General features: G+C 74.5%; 18 protein-coding genes. 11 read left to right on the top strand and 7 right to left on the bottom strand.

Annotated elements, in window-relative coordinates; all coding sequences use genetic code 11:
• Positions 1-50: 50 nt before the first annotated feature.
• The 3 genes from ACW14Y_RS18425 to htpX all read left to right on the top strand — a co-directional run bounded on the left by ACW14Y_RS18425 (position 51) and on the right by htpX (position 4257).
• Positions 51-1607: a complex I subunit 4 family protein gene (locus tag ACW14Y_RS18425; RefSeq protein ID WP_380383363.1), complete on the top strand. Its 1557-nt coding sequence runs from the start codon at positions 51-53 to the stop codon at positions 1605-1607.
• Positions 1608-1609: 2 nt separating this feature from the next.
• Positions 1610-3244, top strand: a complete 1635-nt coding sequence (locus tag ACW14Y_RS18420; protein ID WP_380383360.1) for an NADH-quinone oxidoreductase subunit N — start codon at positions 1610-1612, stop codon at positions 3242-3244.
• Positions 3245-3396: 152 nt separating this feature from the next.
• Positions 3397-4257, top strand: a complete 861-nt coding sequence (htpX, locus tag ACW14Y_RS18415) for a zinc metalloprotease HtpX (RefSeq protein WP_030393858.1) — start codon at positions 3397-3399, stop codon at positions 4255-4257.
• Between the two features lie 27 nt (positions 4258-4284).
• On the opposite strand, the gene ACW14Y_RS18410 is transcribed toward htpX, so the two are convergent.
• Positions 4285-5778: an aminotransferase-like domain-containing protein gene (locus ACW14Y_RS18410; RefSeq protein WP_456987690.1), complete on the bottom strand. Its 1494-nt coding sequence runs from the start codon at positions 5776-5778 to the stop codon at positions 4285-4287.
• Here ACW14Y_RS18410 and ACW14Y_RS18405 point away from each other — a divergent pair.
• Entirely contained in the window at positions 5777-6751 is a 975-nt protein-coding gene (locus ACW14Y_RS18405) for a DMT family transporter (RefSeq protein WP_456987688.1), read from the top strand. The two genes, ACW14Y_RS18410 and ACW14Y_RS18405, sit on opposite strands and share 2 nt — an antisense overlap.
• 107 nt (positions 6752-6858) lie before the next feature.
• Here ACW14Y_RS18405 and ACW14Y_RS18400 read toward each other — a convergent pair whose 3' ends face one another.
• A complete protein-coding gene (locus ACW14Y_RS18400) occupies positions 6859-7350 on the bottom strand; it encodes a DUF7144 family membrane protein (protein ID WP_380303072.1) in 492 nt (163 codons plus the stop codon).
• A gap of 256 nt (positions 7351-7606) precedes the next feature.
• On the opposite strand from ACW14Y_RS18400, the gene ctaD reads away from it, so the two are divergent.
• From ctaD to ACW14Y_RS18375, 5 genes are all read left to right on the top strand, one after another.
• Positions 7607-9301: an aa3-type cytochrome oxidase subunit I gene (gene ctaD, locus ACW14Y_RS18395; RefSeq protein ID WP_380439434.1), complete on the top strand. Its 1695-nt coding sequence runs from the start codon at positions 7607-7609 to the stop codon at positions 9299-9301.
• A 36-nt stretch (positions 9302-9337) separates the two neighbouring features.
• Positions 9338-9778 carry a BlaI/MecI/CopY family transcriptional regulator gene (locus ACW14Y_RS18390; RefSeq protein WP_380303070.1) on the top strand — a complete coding sequence of 147 codons (441 nt, stop codon included), beginning with the start codon at positions 9338-9340 and terminating at the stop codon, positions 9776-9778.
• A gap of 10 nt (positions 9779-9788) precedes the next feature.
• On the top strand, positions 9789-10739 hold the full coding sequence (locus ACW14Y_RS18385) for a M48 family metalloprotease (RefSeq protein WP_380303068.1): 951 nt from the start codon (positions 9789-9791) through the stop codon (positions 10737-10739).
• A 42-nt stretch (positions 10740-10781) separates the two neighbouring features.
• Complete coding sequence (locus ACW14Y_RS18380) at positions 10782-10970, top strand: hypothetical protein (RefSeq protein WP_380384430.1); 189 nt, start codon at positions 10782-10784, stop codon at positions 10968-10970.
• Positions 10971-11089: 119 nt separating this feature from the next.
• Positions 11090-11491 carry a YccF domain-containing protein gene (locus ACW14Y_RS18375; RefSeq protein WP_360018633.1) on the top strand — a complete coding sequence of 134 codons (402 nt, stop codon included), beginning with the start codon at positions 11090-11092 and terminating at the stop codon, positions 11489-11491.
• A 114-nt stretch (positions 11492-11605) separates the two neighbouring features.
• Here the strand turns inward: ACW14Y_RS18375 and ACW14Y_RS18370 are convergent, their stop codons facing one another.
• Entirely contained in the window at positions 11606-12274 is a 669-nt protein-coding gene (locus ACW14Y_RS18370; RefSeq protein WP_456987684.1) for an FMN-dependent NADH-azoreductase, read from the bottom strand.
• A 75-nt stretch (positions 12275-12349) separates the two neighbouring features.
• Here ACW14Y_RS18370 and ACW14Y_RS18365 point away from each other — a divergent pair, with 75 nt between their 5' ends.
• Positions 12350-13219, top strand: coding sequence for a sigma-70 family RNA polymerase sigma factor (locus tag ACW14Y_RS18365; protein WP_456987682.1), 870 nt, complete (start codon positions 12350-12352; stop codon positions 13217-13219).
• On the opposite strand, the gene ACW14Y_RS18360 is transcribed toward ACW14Y_RS18365, so the two are convergent.
• Complete coding sequence (locus ACW14Y_RS18360) at positions 13216-14232, bottom strand: NADP-dependent oxidoreductase (RefSeq protein ID WP_380303080.1); 1017 nt, start codon at positions 14230-14232, stop codon at positions 13216-13218. The genes ACW14Y_RS18365 and ACW14Y_RS18360 overlap by 4 nt on opposite strands.
• A gap of 186 nt (positions 14233-14418) precedes the next feature.
• On the opposite strand from ACW14Y_RS18360, the gene ACW14Y_RS18355 reads away from it, so the two are divergent.
• Positions 14419-15333 carry a LysR family transcriptional regulator gene (locus tag ACW14Y_RS18355; RefSeq protein ID WP_380303060.1) on the top strand — a complete coding sequence of 305 codons (915 nt, stop codon included), beginning with the start codon at positions 14419-14421 and terminating at the stop codon, positions 15331-15333.
• 7 nt (positions 15334-15340) lie between these two features.
• Here ACW14Y_RS18355 and mug read toward each other — a convergent pair whose 3' ends face one another.
• The 3 genes from mug to ACW14Y_RS18340 form a co-directional block, all read right to left on the bottom strand.
• Entirely contained in the window at positions 15341-15958 is a 618-nt protein-coding gene (gene mug / locus ACW14Y_RS18350; RefSeq protein ID WP_380303059.1) for a G/U mismatch-specific DNA glycosylase, read from the bottom strand.
• Positions 15955-17025 carry a phosphatase PAP2 family protein gene (locus ACW14Y_RS18345; protein WP_456987679.1) on the bottom strand — a complete coding sequence of 357 codons (1071 nt, stop codon included), beginning with the start codon at positions 17023-17025 and terminating at the stop codon, positions 15955-15957. Before ACW14Y_RS18345 ends, mug begins: the two co-directional genes overlap by 4 nt.
• A gap of 129 nt (positions 17026-17154) precedes the next feature.
• On the bottom strand, positions 17155-18297 hold the full coding sequence (locus ACW14Y_RS18340) for a M24 family metallopeptidase (RefSeq protein WP_380384421.1): 1143 nt from the start codon (positions 18295-18297) through the stop codon (positions 17155-17157).
• Between the last annotated feature and the right edge of the window lie 128 nt (positions 18298-18425).

Here is an 18425-nt window from a genome sequence, read left to right as displayed (position 1 = left end):
CCGATGCCGTACCTCCCGTCCTCGCCCGTGGCCGTTACTAGGAGCGCCCGATGAACGCGGTCCTCATCGCCCTCCTGGTGCTGCCGCTGCTCGGCGCCGCGCTCACCCTGGCCCCGGTGTTCGGGCCCGACCCGGCCGCCGCCGACCGGCGGGCGCTGCGCTTCGGCACGGTGCTGACCGGCGCCGTGCTGGTGCTCACCGTCGCCCTGGCGGCCGGCTTCGACCACGACGAGCCCGCCCGGATGCAGGCCACCACCGACGTGGCCTGGATCCCGGCCATCGGGGTCCGCCTCCACCTCGGGGTGGACGGCGTCTCGCTGCCGCTGCTGGTGCTGACCTCGCTGCTCACCTTCCTCTGCGCGCTGTACTCGGAGCGGCGGCTGCCGTCCGGTGAGGGCGTGCCCTCGGCCCGGTCCTTCGTCGGGCTGTTCCTCCTCCTCGAAGTGGGCATGCTGGCCACCTTCGCGGTGCTGGACCTGGTGCTCTTCTTCCTGGCCTTCGAGATCGTGCTGATCCCGATGTACTTCCTGATCGCCCGCTGGGGGAGCGGCGCGAAGGTGCCGGCCGCGAACCGGTTCATCCTGTACACGCTGCTCGGCTCGGCCGTGATGCTGCTCGGCTTCCTGCTGGTCGGCCTCAAGGCGGGCACCTTCGACATGCAGGCCCTCGCCGCCGCCCACGGCTCCGGCCTGAGCCACTCCACCCAGGTGATCGCCGCGCTGGCGATCATGGTCGGGCTCGCGGTCAAGGCCCCCGCCTGGCCGCTGCACAGCTGGCTCCCGGACGCGCACACGGCCGCCCCGACGGTGGGCTCCGTCCTGCTCGCCGGCGTGCTGCTGAAGATGGGCACCTACGGCCTGGTCCGCGTCCTCCTCCCGGTCGTCCCCGACGGCACCACGACGCTCGCCCCCTACCTGGGCGCGTTCGCCGCCGTCGGCATCGTCTACGGCTCGCTGGCCTGCCTCGCCCTGGCCCGGACCGGTGCCAAGGGCGACCTCAAGCGCCTGATCGCCTACTCCTCCGTCGGCCACATGGGCTTCGTCCTGCTGGGCATCGCCTCCCTCACCCCGGTGGGGGTCAACGGCGCGCTGTTCGCCAACATCGCGCACGGTCTGATCACCGGCCTGCTGTTCTTCGTGGTCGGGGCGCTCAAGGACCGCTACGGCACGGCGGACCTCGACACCCTGGCCGGCGCCACCGGCGGCGCGCTCTACGGGCGGGCGCCCCGGCTCGGCGCGCTGCTCGCCTTCGCCGCCGTCGCCAGCCTCGGCCTGCCGGGCCTGGCCGGCTTCTGGGGCGAGCTGCTCGCGATGTTCGGCGCGTTCGACCCGGCCGAGGGCCTCTCGCGCCCCGCGTTCGTCACCTACATGGTCCTGGCCGGTCTCGGCACCCTCCTCACCGCCGCCTATCTGCTGATCGTGGTCAGGCGCGTCTGCATGGGCGACCCGAAGCAGCCCGCGCCGGTGGCCGAGCTCGCCGACCTCCGCCCCTACGAGGCCGTCAGCTGGACGCCGCTGGCCGCCCTCACCCTGCTCGCCGGTCTCTGGCCCGCGCTCCTGCTCGGCCTCTCCGACCCCGCCGTCAAGCACCTGCTCGGCGGTGGCTGACCATGCTCGGCACCGCACTCGGATCTCACTCCACGGGGCAGACCACTGTGACCTCCCTCGCCGTCGCCAACCCGGGCAGCCTGATCCAGTCCGTGGACTGGCTGGCGATCGCGCCCCCGCTGATCGCCGCGCTGGCCGCCCTCGCCGTGCTGGTCACCGACCTCTTCCTGCCCGCGCGGCACAAGCGCTGGCTGGGCCGGCTCACCGCCGCCGGACTCGCCCTCGCCCTCGTCTCGCTCCTCCCGCTCACCGGTGGATCACCCCGAGCCACCTTCTGTGCGCAGAACGTAACAGGGGCCACTGACACTCCATCGATCAGCGGCGCTGCCGCGGGCGGCTGCTCCTACGTCGCCGACCACTTCGCGCTGGTCTTCCAGCTGCTCGCGCTCGGCGGCGCGCTGATCGCCGCCCTGCTGTCCGCCCACACGGTGGAGCGCGAGAAGCTGCCCGGCGGTGAGTACTGGTTCCTGCTGCTCTCCAGCGCCACCGGCGCCGCGCTGCTGCCCGCCTCCCGCGATCTCGCCACCCTGGTGATCGCCCTGGAGGTGGCCTCGCTGCCCGCCTTCGCCCTGGTCGCGCTGCGCCGGGACGGCCGGGGCGCCGAGGCCGCGCTCAAGTTCTTCCTGTCCTCCGTCACCGCGACGGCCGTGATGCTGCTCGGCGTCGGCTTCGTCTACGCGGCGAGCGGCAGCCTGCACCTGGGTGCCGTCGCCACCGGACTGGAGCACGCCCCCGCGCAGCTGAAGCCGCTGGCCGAGGCGGGAGCCGTGCTCACGCTGGTCGGCTTCGCCTTCAAGGTCGCCGCCGTGCCGTTCCACTTCTGGGTGCCGGACACCTACACCGGCGCCCCGCTGCCGGTGGCCGGCTACCTCTCGGTGGTCGGCAAGGCGGCCGGTCTGGCCGGACTGGCGCTGGTCACCACCATCGCCTTCCGCCCGTACGCGCACACCTGGGGCCTGGTGCTCGCGGTGCTGGCCGCCGTCACCATGACGGTCGGCAACGCGGGTGCGCTGCGCCAGCGCTTCGACACCCGGTACAGCGCGGTCCGGCTGCTCGCCTGGTCCTCGGTGGGCCAGGCCGGCTACCTGCTGGTGCCGCTGGCCGCGGCCGGCTACGCGCCGACCACGGCCGACCCGCTGGGCGCCACCGCCGCCTACGCGCTGATCTACGGCGTGGTCAACCTGGGCGCCTTCGGTGTGGTGGCGGCGGTCGGCCGCCGTTCCGAGGCCGGGGTGGACGACTTCCGCGGGCTGTTCGCCCGGCGTCGCTGGACGGCGCTGGCGCTGGCCTTCTTCCTGCTCTGCCTGGCCGGGCTGCCGCCGGGCGTGATCGGCCTGTTCGGCAAGGTCGTGGTGTTCCGCGCCGCCGTCGACGCCGGGCTGGGCTGGCTGGCCGTGGTGATGGCCGTCAATGTGGTCGTCGCGCTGTACTACTACCTGCGCTGGACCGCCGTGCTGTTCGCCCCGGCCCCGGACGCGGCCCCCGCGGAGGGGGCGGCGGAGCGTTCGGCCGCGGCCGCCGAGCGGCGCCTGCCGGTGTCGCTGACCGCCACCCTGGGCCTCACCGCCTCGGTCGCGGTGGTGCTCTCGGTGGCCCCGCAGCTGGTGCTCCAGGTGGTCGGCGGTTCGCTGTTCTGAACCCCGCCCGGCGGACGCGCCGGGGCGGGGCGCCGTCCCCCGGTCGGGTGTCATGCCGGTCACAAGGGAACAAGGCCCCGGCCCCCACCCGTTGACCGGGCAGGAGGGACGAGGCAGAAAGGGCTTCCCCACGCACCATTGGAGGGCCACCCGTGCATCGCCGGCACAACGGACTGAGGACCGCCGCCCTGCTCGGGGGCCTCTCGGCGCTGATCCTGGTGATCGGCTCCTTCTTCGGCCGTACGGGCTTCGTGATCGCCCTGCTGGTCGCCCTCGGCACCAACGCCTACGCCTACTGGAACAGCGACAAGCTCGCCCTGCGCGCCATGCGGGCCCGCCCGGTGAGCGAGATCGAGGCGCCCCGGCTGTACCGGATCGTCCGGGAGCTCTCCACCTCGGCGCGCCAGCCGATGCCCCGGCTCTACATCTCGCCGACCCCGGCCCCGAACGCCTTCGCCACCGGCCGCAACCCGCGCAACGCGGCGGTCTGCTGCACCGACGGCATCCTGCAGCTGCTCGACGAGCGCGAGCTGCGCGGAGTCCTCGGCCACGAGCTGAGCCACGTCTACAACCGGGACATCCTGATCTCCTCGGTGGCCGGCGCGCTCGCCTCGGTGGTGATGTTCCTGGTGAACTTCGCCTGGCTGATCCCGTTCGGCCGGGGTGACGACGACGACGGCCCGGGCCTGTTCGGGCTGCTCGCGATCATGATCCTCGGCCCGGTCGCCGCCTCGCTGATCCAGCTGGCGGTCAGCCGTTCCCGGGAGTACCAGGCCGACGCCGACGGGGCCCGGATCACCGGGGACCCGCTGGCCCTGGCGAGCGCGCTGCGCAAGCTGGACGCGGGCACCCGGCAGCTGCCGCTGCCGCCGGAGCCGCAGATCAAGACCGCCAGCCACATGATGATCGCCAGCCCGTTCCGGCCGGGCGAGGCCGGGACGAAGCTGTTCTCCACCCATCCGCCGATGGCCGAGCGGATCGCCCGGTTGGAGCGGATGGCCGGCCACCGGTAGCGGCACCGGACGGGGCCGCGGCGGCCGTCAGCCGGTCGCGACCTCGTCCAGGACCGCCCGGAGCCGGTGGATCCCCTCCACCACCTGGGCGGAGTTCTCGGCGGCGGCGTAGCTGAGCCGCAGATTGGCGGCCGGCGGTTCGGCCGGGTGGTACGGGCGGCCGGGGGTCACCTGGACGCCGGCCCGCATGGCGGCGGCGGCGAGCACACCGTCGTCGACGCCCTCGGGGAGCCGCAGCCACAGGTGGTAGCCGCCGGGGCGGTAGCTGCCGAGCACGCCCGGCAGCTCGCGGTGCAGGGCGGCGACGGCGGCGGTGCGGCGGTTGCGCAGCTCGGTGCCCAGGGTGCGCAGGTGACGGGCCCAGCCCGGGTCGGCGACGAGTTCCAGGGTCGCCTCCTGGAGCGGCCGGGGCACGAAGAAGCTGTCCACCACCTGGGTGGCCCGCAGTCGGGCCAGGGCCGGGCCGCGCGCGGTGAGGGCGCCGACCCGCAGGTTGGGCGAGGCGGCCTTGGTGAGCGAACGCAGGTGCACCACCACCCCGTCGCGGTCGTCGGCGGCGAGCGGCCGGGGCAGAGCGGGGGCGTCCGCGTGCACCAGCAGCCGGGAGAAGTCGTCCTCGACCACGAAGGCCCCGGCCGCCCGGGCGATCCGGAGCACCTCGGCCCGGCGCTCGGGGGAGAGCACCGCGCCGGTCGGGTTCTGGAACAGCGGCTGGCAGACGAAGACCCGCGCGCGGGTGGCCTCGAAGGCCTCCGCCAGCAGGTCGGTGCGGACGCCGTCGGCGTCGACCGGCACCGGGACGGGCCGCAGTCCGGCCGCCCGGACCACCGCCAGGATGCCCGGGTAGGTCGGCGACTCCACCAGGACCGGCGCGCCGGGCGCCGCGAGGGAGCGCATCGCCACGGTGAGGCCGCTCTGCCCGCCGGAGGTGAGCAGGACGTCCCCGGTGGCGATCGGCCCGTCGTGGCCGCCGATGTCGCGGGCGAACCAGCCGCGCAGCTCGGTGAGGCCGTCGGTGGGCGGGCGCTCCCAGGCGCCGGGGCGGCGTCCGGCCCGGGCCAGGGCGGCGGCGAGCAGCCGTTCGGGCAGCAGGGAGGAGTGCGGGTAGCCGCTGTTGAGGTCGATGACGTCGGGCGGCGGTACCCGCAGGGTGGCGAACACCGGGGCGGCCAGCAGGTCGCGCGGTCCGGTCTCGCTGCTGAGGGCGATCTCCTGCCAGGAGAGGTCGCCGGGCCGGGCGGTACCGGACGGGGCCCGGCGGGCGCCGGTCGCGGAGCCGGTAGCGGGGCCGGTAGCGGGGCCGGTCGTGAAGGCCGCCGAGCGGAACACCCCGGCGCCCGGGCGGGAGACGACGAGCCCCTCGGCGGAGAGCACGGCGATGGCGCGGGAGACCGTGCCCGGGCTGACCTGGTGGCGTTCCATCAGGGCCCGGCTCGACGGCAGCTTCCGTCCTTCCGGGTAGCGCTCGACTTCCCGTCGCAGACTGTCGGCGAGTTCGGTCACACTGCTACGCTCACTCATGAGAGTACAAGATAGCGCTACCCTTCGTTCGGCGATAGCGGACCGGCCCGCTACGGCCCCGGCCGCCGCAGGGGCGACCGCGCCGCCGAAGGCCGCACCCGGGGCCGGGGGCTCCGCCGGTACCGCGCAGGCCGCCCTGGGCGTCCTCTGCTTCTCCTTCAGCTTCCCCGCCACCGCCTGGGCGCTGACCGGCTTCGGCCCCTGGACCGCGACCGGCCTGCGCGGCCTGCTCGCCGGAGTGCTCGCCGCGCTCTGCCTGGCGGCGGCCCGCGTCCCACTGCCCGAGCGGCGGCACTGGCCCGGCCTGCTGGTGGTCTCGGCGGGCTGCGTCCTCGGCTTCCCGCTGCTCACCACGCTGGCCCTGCGCACCTCCTCGACCGCGCACTCGGCGGTCGTCATCGGGGTGCTGCCGCTGGCCACCGCGGCCGTCGCCGCGCTCCGGGCGGGCCGCTCCGGCGCCCGGCCGTCCCGGCTGTTCTGGGGCGCGGCCCTGGCCGGGGCGGTGGCCGTGCTCGGCTTCACCCTGCTGCAGAGCCACGGGCGGCCCGGCCTCGCCGACCTGTACCTGTTCGCGGCGCTGCTGGTCTGCGCGGCCGGGTACGCGGAGGGCGGGCGGATCTCCCGGGAGCTGCCCGGCTGGCAGGTGATCGGCTGGGCGGTGGTCGCGGCGCTGCCGGTCACCGTGCTGACCACGGCGCTGGCGCTGCCCGCCGAGCCGGTGGAGTTGGGCGGGAAGGCGCTGGCCGGGCTGGCGTACACGGCGGTGGTGTCGCAGTTCGGCGGGTTCGTGGTCTGGTACCGGGGGATGGCGGCGATCGGCGTGCCGAGGGCGAGTCAGCTCCAGCTGGCGCAGCCACTGCTGACGCTGATCTGGTCGGTGCTGCTGCTCGGCGAGGTGCTGCCGGCCGCCGCGCCGGTGACGGCGGTGGTGGTGCTGCTCTGCATCGCGCTCACCCAGCGGGCACGGGTCTGAGGCGTGCCCCGTCCGGGCGGTGCCCCGCGGCCGAGGACCGGCCGTCGTCCGCGTGCCCGGGCGGGGCACGTCGGCGACAGCCGGTCCTCGGCCGGACGGGGTCCGGGTCAGGCGTGGTCCTGGGCGTTGGTGCACAGCGCCCAGATGATGAACACGTCCAGGGCCAGCACGATCACCGACCAGATGGGGTAGTACGGCAGCGAGAGGAAGCTCTCGATCCCGCCCAGCACCACCAGGCCGATACCGACGTACTGCGCCCAGACGGCGCCTCTGACCACGAAGAAACCGGTGACCGCGATCAGCGCGCCGATGATCAGATGGATCCAGCCCCAGCCGGTGAGGCTGAACTGGAACACGTAGTTCCTGGTGGTGACGAAGACGTCGTCCTCGGCGATCGCCATGATGCCCCGGGTCACGTCGAGCACGCCGTTCATCATCATCAGCACACCGGCGAAGAGCACCCCGCCGGTCACCCAGCCGCTGGCGCCGTGCCGTGGCGGCGGCGTGGCCGGGCCGGCCGGTCGGGCCCCCGCTCCGGGGGGTGGCGTCGCGCCCGGCGGCGGGGGCGTCGGCGGGGTCGGCGGCGTGGTGCTGCTCATGGGACCTCCTCGAATCCGGGTCCTCGGGCCCGGGCCGGAGCGCCCGGATGCGGGGCCGCCGACCCGGAACTCACTCGAACGGATGTCCGGGGTTCGACCGTCCGCCCGTCGCCGCCGCCCGGCAACCGGACCGCACCTGTTCGGGTGACCCGCCCCGCGCGCCCCCGGCCGCCCCGGCGGGCCGACCGGTACTGCTGGTCCGACCCCTGCCCGGACCTGGAAGGCGCGGCACGTGACTCTTCTGCCGAAGGACCCCGTGGAGCGGCCCCCACGCCGTTCGCGCGCCCCGCACCTCGAACGGCGCCGCGCCGCCGCCCGTCGCCGGCGCGGCCGGGCCCTGGTCGGCTGGCTGACCACCACCGACCACAAACGGATCGGCACCCTCTACCTCACCACCGCCTTCGTGTTCTTCCTGGTCGGCGGGCTGATGGCGATGCTGATGCGGATCGAGCTGGCCCGCCCCGGGCTGCAACTGCTCTCCAACGAGCAGTTCAACCAGCTCTTCACCATGCACGGCACGATCATGCTGCTGATGTTCGCGACCCCGCTGTTCGCCGGGTTCGCCAACTGGATCATGCCGCTGCAGCTCGGCGCCCCCGACGTCGCCTTCCCCCGGCTGAACGCGCTCGCCTACTGGCTCTACCTGTTCGGCTCGCTGATCGCCGTCTTCGGCTTCCTCACCCCGGACGGCGCGGCCGACTTCGGCTGGTTCGCCTACGCGCCGCTCAACAGCGCCGAGCACAGCCCCGGCATCGGCGCGGACCTGTGGATCATGGGCCTGGCCTTCTCCGGCTTCGGCACCATCCTCGGCTCGGTCAACTTCGTCACCACGATCATCTGCTTCCGCGCCCCCGGGATGACGATGTTCCGGATGCCGATCTTCGTCTGGAACACCCTGCTCACCGCCGTCCTGGTGCTCTTCGCCTTCCCGGTCCTGGCGGCCGCGCTGCTCTGCCTGGAGTCCGACCGGCGGTTCGGCTCGCACGCCTTCGACGCGGCCAACGGCGGGGCGCTGCTCTGGCAGCACCTGTTCTGGTTCTTCGGACACCCGGAGGTCTACGTCATCGCGCTGCCGTTCTTCGGCATCGTCACCGAGATCATCCCGGTGTTCAGCCGCAAACCGGTCTTCGGCTACACCGGCCTGATCGCCGCGACCATCGCCATCACCGGCCTGTCGATCACCGTCTGGGCGCACCACATGTTCGTCACCGGACAGGTCCTGCTGCCGTTCTTCGCCGTCATGACGATGCTGATCGCGGTGCCCACCGGGGTGAAGTTCTTCAACTGGATCGGCACCATGTGGCGGGGCTCGCTCAGCTTCGAGGCCCCGATGCTGTGGACGGTCGGCTTCCTGGTCACCTTCCTCTTCGGCGGCCTCACCGGGGTGCTGCTGGCCGCGCCGCCGATCGACTTCCACGTCTCCGACTCGTACTTCGTCGTCGCGCACTTCCACTACGTGGTGTTCGGGACGGTGGTCTTCGCGATGTTCGCCGGCTTCCACTTCTGGTGGCCCAAGTTCACCGGCCGGATGCTCGACGAGCGGCTCGGGCGGGTCCACTTCTGGACCCTCTTCGTCGGCTTCCACAGCACCTTCCTGGTCCAGCACTGGCTCGGCGCCGAAGGCATGCCCCGCCGCTACGCCGACTACCTCGCCACCGACGGCTTCACCACCCTCAACACCGTCTCCAGCATCGGCTCCTTCCTGCTCGGCATCTCCACCCTGCCGTTCCTGTACAACGTCTGGCACACCGCCCGGAACGGGCGGCGGGTCACCGCCGACGACCCGTGGGGCTACGGCCGCTCGCTGGAATGGGCCACCTCCTGCCCGCCGCCCCGGCACAACTTCACCACCCTGCCCCGGATCCGCTCCGAATCCCCGGCCTTCGACCTCCACCACCCCGGGATCGCCGCACTCGACCGGCAGCGGAACGTCCGCGAACCACAGCGCTGATTCCCGGCTCCCCGCCCTCTCGTTAGGATGACCGGCATGGCAGAGGACACCGCGGACACCGCAGAGGACACCAACGCCCCGGTGGCCGGCGACCCGCGGGCCCGGCGGCGCGGCCAGGGCGAACTGGAGGCCCAGGTACTGGCGGTGCTCCAGCACGCCCCCGGCCCCGCCACCGCCGGCTGGGTCCAGGAACGCCTCGACGGCGACCTCGCCTACACCACCGTGATGACGATCCTCTCCCGGCTGCACGCCAAGGGCGCCGTCAGCCGGTCCCGCTCCGGCCGCTCCTACCTCTGGCAGGCCTCCTCGGACGCGGCCGGCCTCGCCGCCCTGCGGATGCGCCGCGTCCTGGACGGCGAACCCGACCGGGACGCCGTGCTCGCCAGCTTCGTCACCGCCCTGCTCCCGCACGACGAGGAACTGCTGCGCACCCTGCTCGACAGTGCCGTCGCCCCGGCCCCCGACCGCGAAGGCTGACCTCCTCACCGTGGGTTTCTTCGTCTTCCTCCCGCTCGTCCTGCCGCTGACGGCGCTGCCCATCGCCCGCCTCACCGAGCAGCACCTCCACCCGCGCGGCGCCGCCCGGCTGCTCACCGGGTTCAGCATCGTGATGGCGCTGTGCAGCGCGGTCAGCCTCGGCCTGATCGGCGTCGTCGGCACCGCGCAGCTCCCCGGCAACCCGCTGCCCGACAGCTGGTCCGACCCCGAGGTCAGGGACGCCCTGCCCTACCACGAGACTGTCGGCACGGCGGCGCTGATCGTCCTCGCCGTCGTCCTGCTCGCCGTGGGCCGCACGCTGGTCCGGCACCTGCGGATCCGGGCCCGCGCCCGGCGCGCGCTCGGCCGCGCCCTGCCCGCCGCCTCCGACGTCGCCCTGCTGCCCGACCCGGCGCCGTACGCCTACGCGCTGCCCGGCTCGCCGCGCTCGCCCGGGCGGGTGGTCGTCTCCACCGGCATGCTCGAAGGCCTGGCCGAGGACGAGCGGGCCGCGCTGCTCGCGCACGAACGCGCCCACCTCACCCACCGGCACCACCGCCACCTGCTGGCCACCCAGCTGGCCGGCTGCGTCAACCCGTTCCTGCGGCCGCTCCAGCGGGCCGTCGCCTACAGCGCGGAGCGCTGGGCCGACGAGGAGTCCGCGCAGGCCGTCGGCGACCGCCGGATCACCGCGCGCGCCGTCGCCCGGGCCGCCCTCGCCTCGCGCACGGCGCCCGCCGCGTACACGGTGTTCCCCGCCTTCGCGGCCCCCGGCCCCGTTCCCCGCCGGGTCGCCGCCCTCCTCGGCCCCGTCCCCAGTGCCCGCAACTGGCCCCCCGCCCGCACCCCCGCCGGCCTCGCCGCCCTGGTCGCCGCGCTCGGCACCGCGGCCTCCGCCCTCTGCGCCCTCAACGCGGCCGTCGCCCTCCTCCTCGTCCTCAAGGCCGTCACCCCGCTCTGAACCCGGTGGCGCCCGGAGCGGCCCCCGGTCTACCGTCCTGCCATGGCCAAGCGTCGCTACGTGGCCCGGGGTGTCCCCGGCGGCTACCGGATCCGGGACAACAAGGCCGACCGCTGGTGGGGCGACCACTACGAGCTCTGCCCCGACGCACTGCTCGCCGAGCTCAACGGCGCCGCCGACCCGGCCCGCCTCACCGCCCTGCTCAGGGAGCACCGCGCCCGGAAGCGCTGACCGCCCCGAACCCGCACCCCGAGTTGTCCCTGAGGTGCGGCCCCGCGGCGCGTAGACACGCAGCTCGGCGGGCATCGGGGTCGTAGGGGGCAGTCGTCGTGCGTGAGAGGGTGCCGGACATGAAGGTGATCGACTTCGTTCTCAACGTGATCTGGCTGATCTTCTGCGGCATCTGGATGGCGATCGGCTATGTGATCGCCGGCGTCATCTGCTGCATCCTGATCATCACCATCCCCTTCGGCATCGCGTCGTTCCGGCTGGCCGGCTTCGTGATCTGGCCGTTCGGGCGGACGGCCGTGGAGCGGCCGGACGCCGGGGCGCCGTCGTGCGTCGGGAACGTGATCTGGCTGGTGTGCGCGGGGTGGTGGCTGGCGCTGATGCATCTGATCACCAGCATTCCGCTGTTCCTCTCGATCATCGGGATCCCGTTCGGGTGGGCCAACCTCAAGCTCATCCCGGTGTCGCTGACGCCGCTGGGGCGGGAGATCGTGTCGACGGACGAGCCCTGGGGCGGGCGGTAGGAAGGGTCGTGGAAGGGCCGGCGGGTGTTCCCGCCGGCCCTTTCGCGTTCCGGGCGCCGGGTTCGGGCGCGGGGTCAGGGCGCCGGGTTCGGGCGCGGGGCTCGGGCGCCGGGTTCAGGCGTCGGCGAGGGTGGTCAGGGTGGTGCGGGCGGTGCCGAGGGAGGTGGTGGCGAGGTCGCGGTAGGGGGTGAGGGCGGGGATGTCGGTGGCGCGGGTGAGTTCGGCGTGGACGAAGCGGAGGTTGGCGTCCGGGACGCCGAGGTGTTCGGTGAACCAGGCGCGCAGGTACGGGGTCTGGAAGTCGAAGGGCTCGCGCGGGGTGCCGGGGCCGTAGCCGCCGCCGCGGGCGGTGACCACGACGACGCGGGTGGCGGTGAGGCGGCCGGTGTGGGCGCCGGGGAAGGTGATCCGGTCGATCCAGGCCTTGAGGGCGGCGGGGACGGTGAAGTTGTACATCGGGACGCCCAGCAGCAGGGTGTCGGCGGCGTGCAACTCGGTGATCAGGGGGTGGGTGAGGGACCACTCGTGCTGTTCCTCGGGGGTGGTCGCGAGGGTGTGGACGTCGGGCAGCGGGACGGGGGCGGACCGGCGTTCGACGCGGATGCCGAGCGAGGCGTAGCCGGGGCCGACGAACGGGACCGGGTCGGCGGCGAGGTCGCGGTGGCGGTAGCCGGCGTCGGGGTGGCGGGCCCGCCAGGCGCGGGCGAAGCGGGCGGTCAGACGCCGGCTGACGGACCGGTCGAGCGGGCTCGCGCTGGAGTCGAGGTGGAGCAAGGCGGGCATGGGAGGGCTCCTGGTCACCTTCGGGGAGTGGGCATCGTCAACCCCGTGACGAGGGTGCGGACGGAAAGGTGACCGATGGACGGGCGCGAGGAGCTGGCGGTGCGGTTCGAGGCCGAGCGGGGGCGGCTGGGGGCGGTGGCGCGGCGGATGCTCGGGTCGACGGCGGAGGCCGAGGACGCCGTGCAGGAGGCCTGGCTGCGGCTGGAACGGGTGGACGCGGCGGAGCTGGAGAACCTGCCGGGGTGGCTGACCACGGTGGTGTCGCGGATCTGCCTGGACGTGCTGCGGGGGCGGCGGACGGAGCCGGTGGTGGTCGAGGAGGCGGTGGACGGCCCGGAAGCGGAGGCGGAGCTGGTCGAGGAGGTGGGCCGGGCGATGCTGGTGGTGCTGGACCGGCTGGGCCCGGCGGAGCGGGTCGCCTTCGTGCTGCACGACGGCTTCGCGGTGCCGTTCGAGCAGATCGGGCCGATCGTCGGGCGGAACACGGCGGCCGCGAAGAAGCTGGCGAGCCGGGCCCGGCAGCGGGTCCGGGGCACGGGGGAGTCGGCGGGGGCGGGGGCGGCGACGGGCTCGGCGCGGCGGGAGGTGGTGGAGGCGTTCCTGGCCGCCGCCCGCGGGGGCGACCTGGACGCGCTGCTCGCCGTGCTCGCCCCGGACGTGGTGCGCCGGGCCGATCCGGCCGCCCTGCCCGCCGGGCGGCCGGTGCTGCTGCGCGGCGCCGGGGCGGTGGCCCGGGAGACCCGGGTGATCGGGCGGCGGGCGCGGTTCGCGGTGCCGGTGCTGGTGGACGGCGAGCTCTGCGCGGCGATCGCGCCGGACGGGCGGCTGCGGCTGCTGCTGCGGTTCGAGGTCGCGGACGGCCGGGTGGCCGGGTTCGAGGTGGTCGCGGACCCGGCGCGGCTGGCGGCGCTGGAGCTCTCGCTGCCCCACCAAGAGGTGTCCTAGCGGGGCTCGTCGGCGAGCTGGACGATCATCTTGCCGGTGTTGGCGCCCTTGAGCATGCCGAGGAAGGCCTCGACGACGTGCTCGAAGCCCCGGACCACCGTCTCGTCCGAGCGGACGGCACCGGAGCGCAGGTGCGGGACGAGGAAGTCGTACAGCTCGGGGCGGGCGTCGAGGTGGTCCCGGACCAGGAAGCCCTCCAGGCGCAGGCTCTTGCCGACCACGTCGAAGAGGTTGCGCGGCGCGGGCGGCGGCGCCTGGAGGCTGTTGTACTGGGCGACCGCCCCGCACCAGGCGATCCGGCCGCCGTCGCGCAGGGTGTCGATGGCGGCCTCCAGGTGGTCGCCGCCGACGTTGTCGAAGTAGACGTGCAGGCCGTCCGGGGCGGCCTCGCGCAGCCGGTCGGCGATCGGCGCCTCGTGGTAGTCGAAGGCGGCGTCGAAGCCGAGCTGCTCGGTGAGGTGGCGGACCTTGGCGGCGGAGCCGGCGCTGCCGACGATCCGGCCGGCGCCGAGCAGCCGGGCGATCCGGCCGGCGGCGGTGCCGACGCCGCCCGCGGCCGCCGAGACGAAGAGCGTCTCCTCGGGCCGCAGCCGGGCGATCCGGGTCAGGCCGACCCAGGCGGACAGCCCGGTGCCGCCGAGGAGGCCGAGGTGGGCGCTGAGCGGGACGCCCGCGAAGTCCGGCAGGACCGTCGCCTCGTCCGGGGTGACCGTGGAGAGGGTGCGCCAGGCCCGGCGGTGGTGGACGAGGGTGCCGACGGGCAGCGCGGGCGTCCGGGACTCGACGACCCGGCCCAGGGTGCGGCCCTCCAGCGGGGCGTGCAGCCGCCAGCCGCCGGTCCCGTCCATCTCCTCGCGCATGTACGGGTCGACGGACTGGTGGATGTTCTCGACCAGGGCCTCGCCGGTGGCGAGCGGCGGGACGGTCTCGTCGAGGAAGGCGAAGTTGTCGGCGGTGGGCTCGCCGGTCGGGCGGGAGACGAGGTGGACGACGCGGGCGGTGGGGCGGGACACGGGGGCTCCAGGGGGTGCGAACGGGGCGGTGACGATCACCGCGCCGCCGGCGATCAGCCGGCTGGTGACGATCAACGGGGCGGTGAAGATCACCGTAGGGAGCCGGCGGGCGGCCGGGCAGGGGCCGCCGTCGATGGATGGGCCGGTTCCATGAACGGAATCGATGGATCCGGTAGCGTCGCCGCTATGACCGATCTCGCCCCGCACGAACTGCGCGTCCTGGTCGCCGTGGCCGAGGAACAGGGCTTCACGGCCGCCGCCGCGCGCCTGGACAGCAGCCAGTCCGCCGTCTCGCACGCCGTGCGCGCCTGCGAACGGAAGCTCGGCGCGGTGCTGTTCGAGCGCGGGCGCCACGGCGCGCGCCCCACCGAGGCCGGGGAGCGGGCGGTCGCGTACGCCCGGCGGATCCTGCGGCTGCTGGCGGTGATGGGCCCGGAGGTGCGGGCGGCCGGCGCGGGCGACCGGTCCGGGGAGGTCGCCGGGACGCTGCGGATCGCCGCGTTCCGCAGTGTCGCCGCCCATCTGCTGCCGCCGGTCCTGGCCCGGCTGACCGCCCGTCACCCGGGGCTGACGCCGCGGGTGCGGATCGTCCGCGAGATCGGCCGGGGCACCGCCGGGGAGGTCGCGGACGGCCGGGCCGACCTCGGCCTCGCCACCCTCGACCCCGCCGCGCCGCCGCCCGTCCCCGGTCTGGTCGCGGCCCGGCTGTTCGAGGAGACCTACGCGCTCGCGCACCCGGCCGGGCACCCGGCGCCGCGCGGGCTGCCGCTGGTCGACTGGGACGAGAACTGCGGCTCCTACACCCGGGACTGGTGGCGCCGGCAGGACTGGATCCCGCCCTCGACCATCGACGTCGAGGACGACACGGTGGCCGTCTCCCTGGTCTCCCAGGGCCTGGGGATGGCGATCATGCCCCGGACCGCCCTGCTCGGCGCCCCGCCCGGGCTGGCGGTCACCGACCTCGGCCCGAACCCGCCGAGCCGGTACGTCGGGTACGTGACGACGCCGGAGCTCGCGGGCACGGCGGCGGTGCGGGCGCTGGTCCGGGAGCTGCGGGAACTGCGCGGCGGGGCGCTGCCCGAGGGGCTGGCGGCGGCCTGAGGCGGACTCAGTCCCCGGGGCGCTCGACGCGCTCCGGCTCCGCGCGGTCCACCGCCGCGCGCAGCCCGGCGAACTCCGCCGCCAGCGCGTCCAGGGTGTAGTGGGCGTTGAGGCCGCTGGGATTGGGGAGCACCCAGACGGCGGTGTCGCCGATGCCCTGCTCCTGCCGTCCGATCGACGCCGTCCGCCGGCCGAAGGCGGTGCGGTAGGCGCCGATGCCGAGGACCGCCAGGGCGCGCGGCCGCAGTCGCAGCACCCGCTCGGCGAGTGCCGCGCCGCCCGCGCGCAGTTCCTCGGCGGTCAGCTCGTCGGCCTTGGCGGTGGCGCGCGGGGCGACGTTGGTGATGCCGAGGCCGAGGTCGAGCAACTGCCGCTGCTCGTCCGGACGGAACTGCCGGGGCGTGAACCCGGAGCGGTGCAGCGCGGGCCAGAAGCGGTTGCCGGGCCGGGCGAAGTGCCGGCCGGTGGCGCCGGACCACAGCCCGGGGTTGATGCCGCAGAACAGGACGCGCAGACCGGGGGCGGTGATGTCCTCGATCGTGCTGTCACGGGCGGCGAGCAGTTGCTCGGCGGTCGGCTTGGCCCCCGCGCCGGGCGCGGGGGCCCTGGTCGGCTTCTCGGTCACGGGTCCAGTCTGCCGGTGCGGACCGTCGTCCGGACGCCCGCCCCCGCGGCGGCCGGGGCCGGAGCCGGCCCGCTCGCCGCCAGCGACCTGGTCCGCCGCCGCTCCCGCAGCCACCGCACGCCGTACACCGCCGCCGCCGCGTACGCCCAGCCGACGAAGACGTCCACCAGGAAGTGCTCCGCCCCGTACACCAGGGCGAAGGTCATCGCGAGCGGGTAGGCGACCAGCAGCACCCGCAGCCACCGGGCGGCGGTCGGCCAGAAGAAGAACAGCAGCATCGCCGGGTACGCCGAGTGCAGCGAGGGCATCGCCGCGACGTCGTTGGCGAACTGGCTGCCGTTCTCGAACACCGAGGCGGCCCGGGGCAGTCCGATCCCGCCGAGCACGTCCGAGACCACCCGGGTCAGGGCCGGCAGGTGCCCCTCCTGGGAGGCCAGCCACGGCGGCACCGCCGGGTAGAGGATGTAGGTCGCGAAGCCGGCGAAGGTCAGCACCAGGTAGCAGGTGAGCAGGTGCCGGAACCGGTCGTGGCGGCGGCGCCAGAGCACCGCGAGCACCACGAAGACCGTGAAGAAGTGCGACATGTAGACGGTGACCGAGGCGTAGTCGTACCAGTGCGGCGAGCCGGGCGTGTACAGCCCGTGCTGGAGCCGGACCGTCAGGGTCTCCCCGAGGCCGAGGAGTTCGTCGGCGCGCTGCTGCGGCCACAGGTACGGGCCCCAGGGGGTGTGCGCGCCGTAGCCCCGCAGCAGCGAGTACGCCCAGACGACGGCCATCACCGGGACCCAGTCGCGCAGCACCAGCAGGAAGCCGCGCGGACCGTGCCCGCTGTGCACACCGGCGGCCAGCAGTGCGCCGATCAGCCACAGGAAGACCAGGTCATTGGTGTACGGCAGGCCGTAGGTACGCAGGTACCACAGCAGGGCGGCGAGGTAGAGCGGCCACGCCAGCAGCCGGAGACGGGCGGCGGCGCCGGTGCGCGGCCCGCTCCGGGAACCGGTGGCCGGACGCAGCCGCCCGGCGCTCGCGGACGGGGTGGGCGGCGCCGGGCGGAGCATTCTGGTCATGCCGGTCGAAGCTAGCAAGGCATTCTTGGAGAACTCTCGGTGCGAACGTCCGGTCCGTTCAGGAAGGGTTCAGAATTGCCCCGGTTGGTGCAGTGCCGGGACGGCCGACCGGGTGGCCCCGGGTCGGCCTCAGGACACGATGCCCAGCTCGTGCGGGGTGTTGTTGAACCGTCGGCCGCCCTGCTCGGTGACCGTGACGATGTCCTCGATCCGCACCCCGAACCGGCCCGGCAGGTAGACCCCCGGCTCGATCGAGAAGCACATGCCGGGCACGAGCGGCTGCTGCTCGCCCTCGACCAGGTACGGCGGCTCGTGGGTGGTGATGCCGATGCCGTGGCCGGTGCGGTGGATGAAGTACTCGCCGTACCCGGCCTCGGTGATGACCCGGCGGGCGATCCGGTCGATCTCCTGGCAGGCGATCCCGGGCCGGACGGCCTCGAACGCGGTCTGCTGCGCCTGCCGGACGACGTCGTGGACCTTCCGCACCTCGTCCGGGACGTCGGTGCCGACGTGCACGGTGCGGGTGGTGTCGGAGCCGTAGCCGTCCTTGAGGCCGCCGAAGTCCAGGACGACGGTGTCGCCGGTCCCGATCACCCGCTCGCCGGCCTCGTGGTGCGGGTTGGCGCCGTTGGGGCCGGAGCCGACCACGGTGAAGTCGACCTGGCTGTGCCCGTACTGGATCAGCAGCGCGCTGAGGTCGGCGGCCACGTCGGTCTCCCGGCGGCCGGCGAACTCCACCTCCAGGATGCCGCGGTAGGCGGCGTCGGCGGCGCCGCCGGCCGCGGCGAGGCGCTCCAGCTCGTCGGGGCCCTTGACCGCGCGCAGCATCGGCAGGGTCTCGGTGAGCGAGGTCCAGCCGGTGCCCGGCAGGGCGGACTGGAGGCCGAGCAGGTGCATCGCCCAGGTGTTGTCGGAGACGCCGTAGCGCCCGGCCGGGTCGAGCAGCGGGACGGCGGCGGCGTACGGGTCCTGGCCGTCGGTCCAGTCGAGCAGCCGGACGGCGGGGGCGCCCTCGGCCCGTTCGGCGTCGGGGCGCTCCAGGGCGGGGACGATCAGCACGGGCTCGCGTCCGGCGGTGAGGACGAGGGCGGTGAGGCGTTCGGTGATCGCGGTCGGGCGGTAGCCGGTCAGGTGGACGAGGTCGGGGCCGGGGCCGACGACCAGTCCGGCGAGTCCGGCGGCGGTGGCCGCGGCGGTGGCCCGGTCGAGGCGGGTGCGGTAGTCCTCGGCGGTGAAGGGGCGGGGCATGCGGGACTCTCCAGGCGCGGGCATGCGGGTCTCCTGACTGTGCGGGGCGGTCGACGGGCGGGCCGGGTTGCGGGTCGACTCCAGCACGGGTGGTGCGTGTTCGTCACGAGTACGGGTGCGAGTACGGGTTCGGGTACGGGTACGGATGACGT

Source organism: Kitasatospora sp. cg17-2 (assembly GCF_054031055.1).
This window is presented reverse-complemented; position numbering and strand designations above follow the sequence as displayed.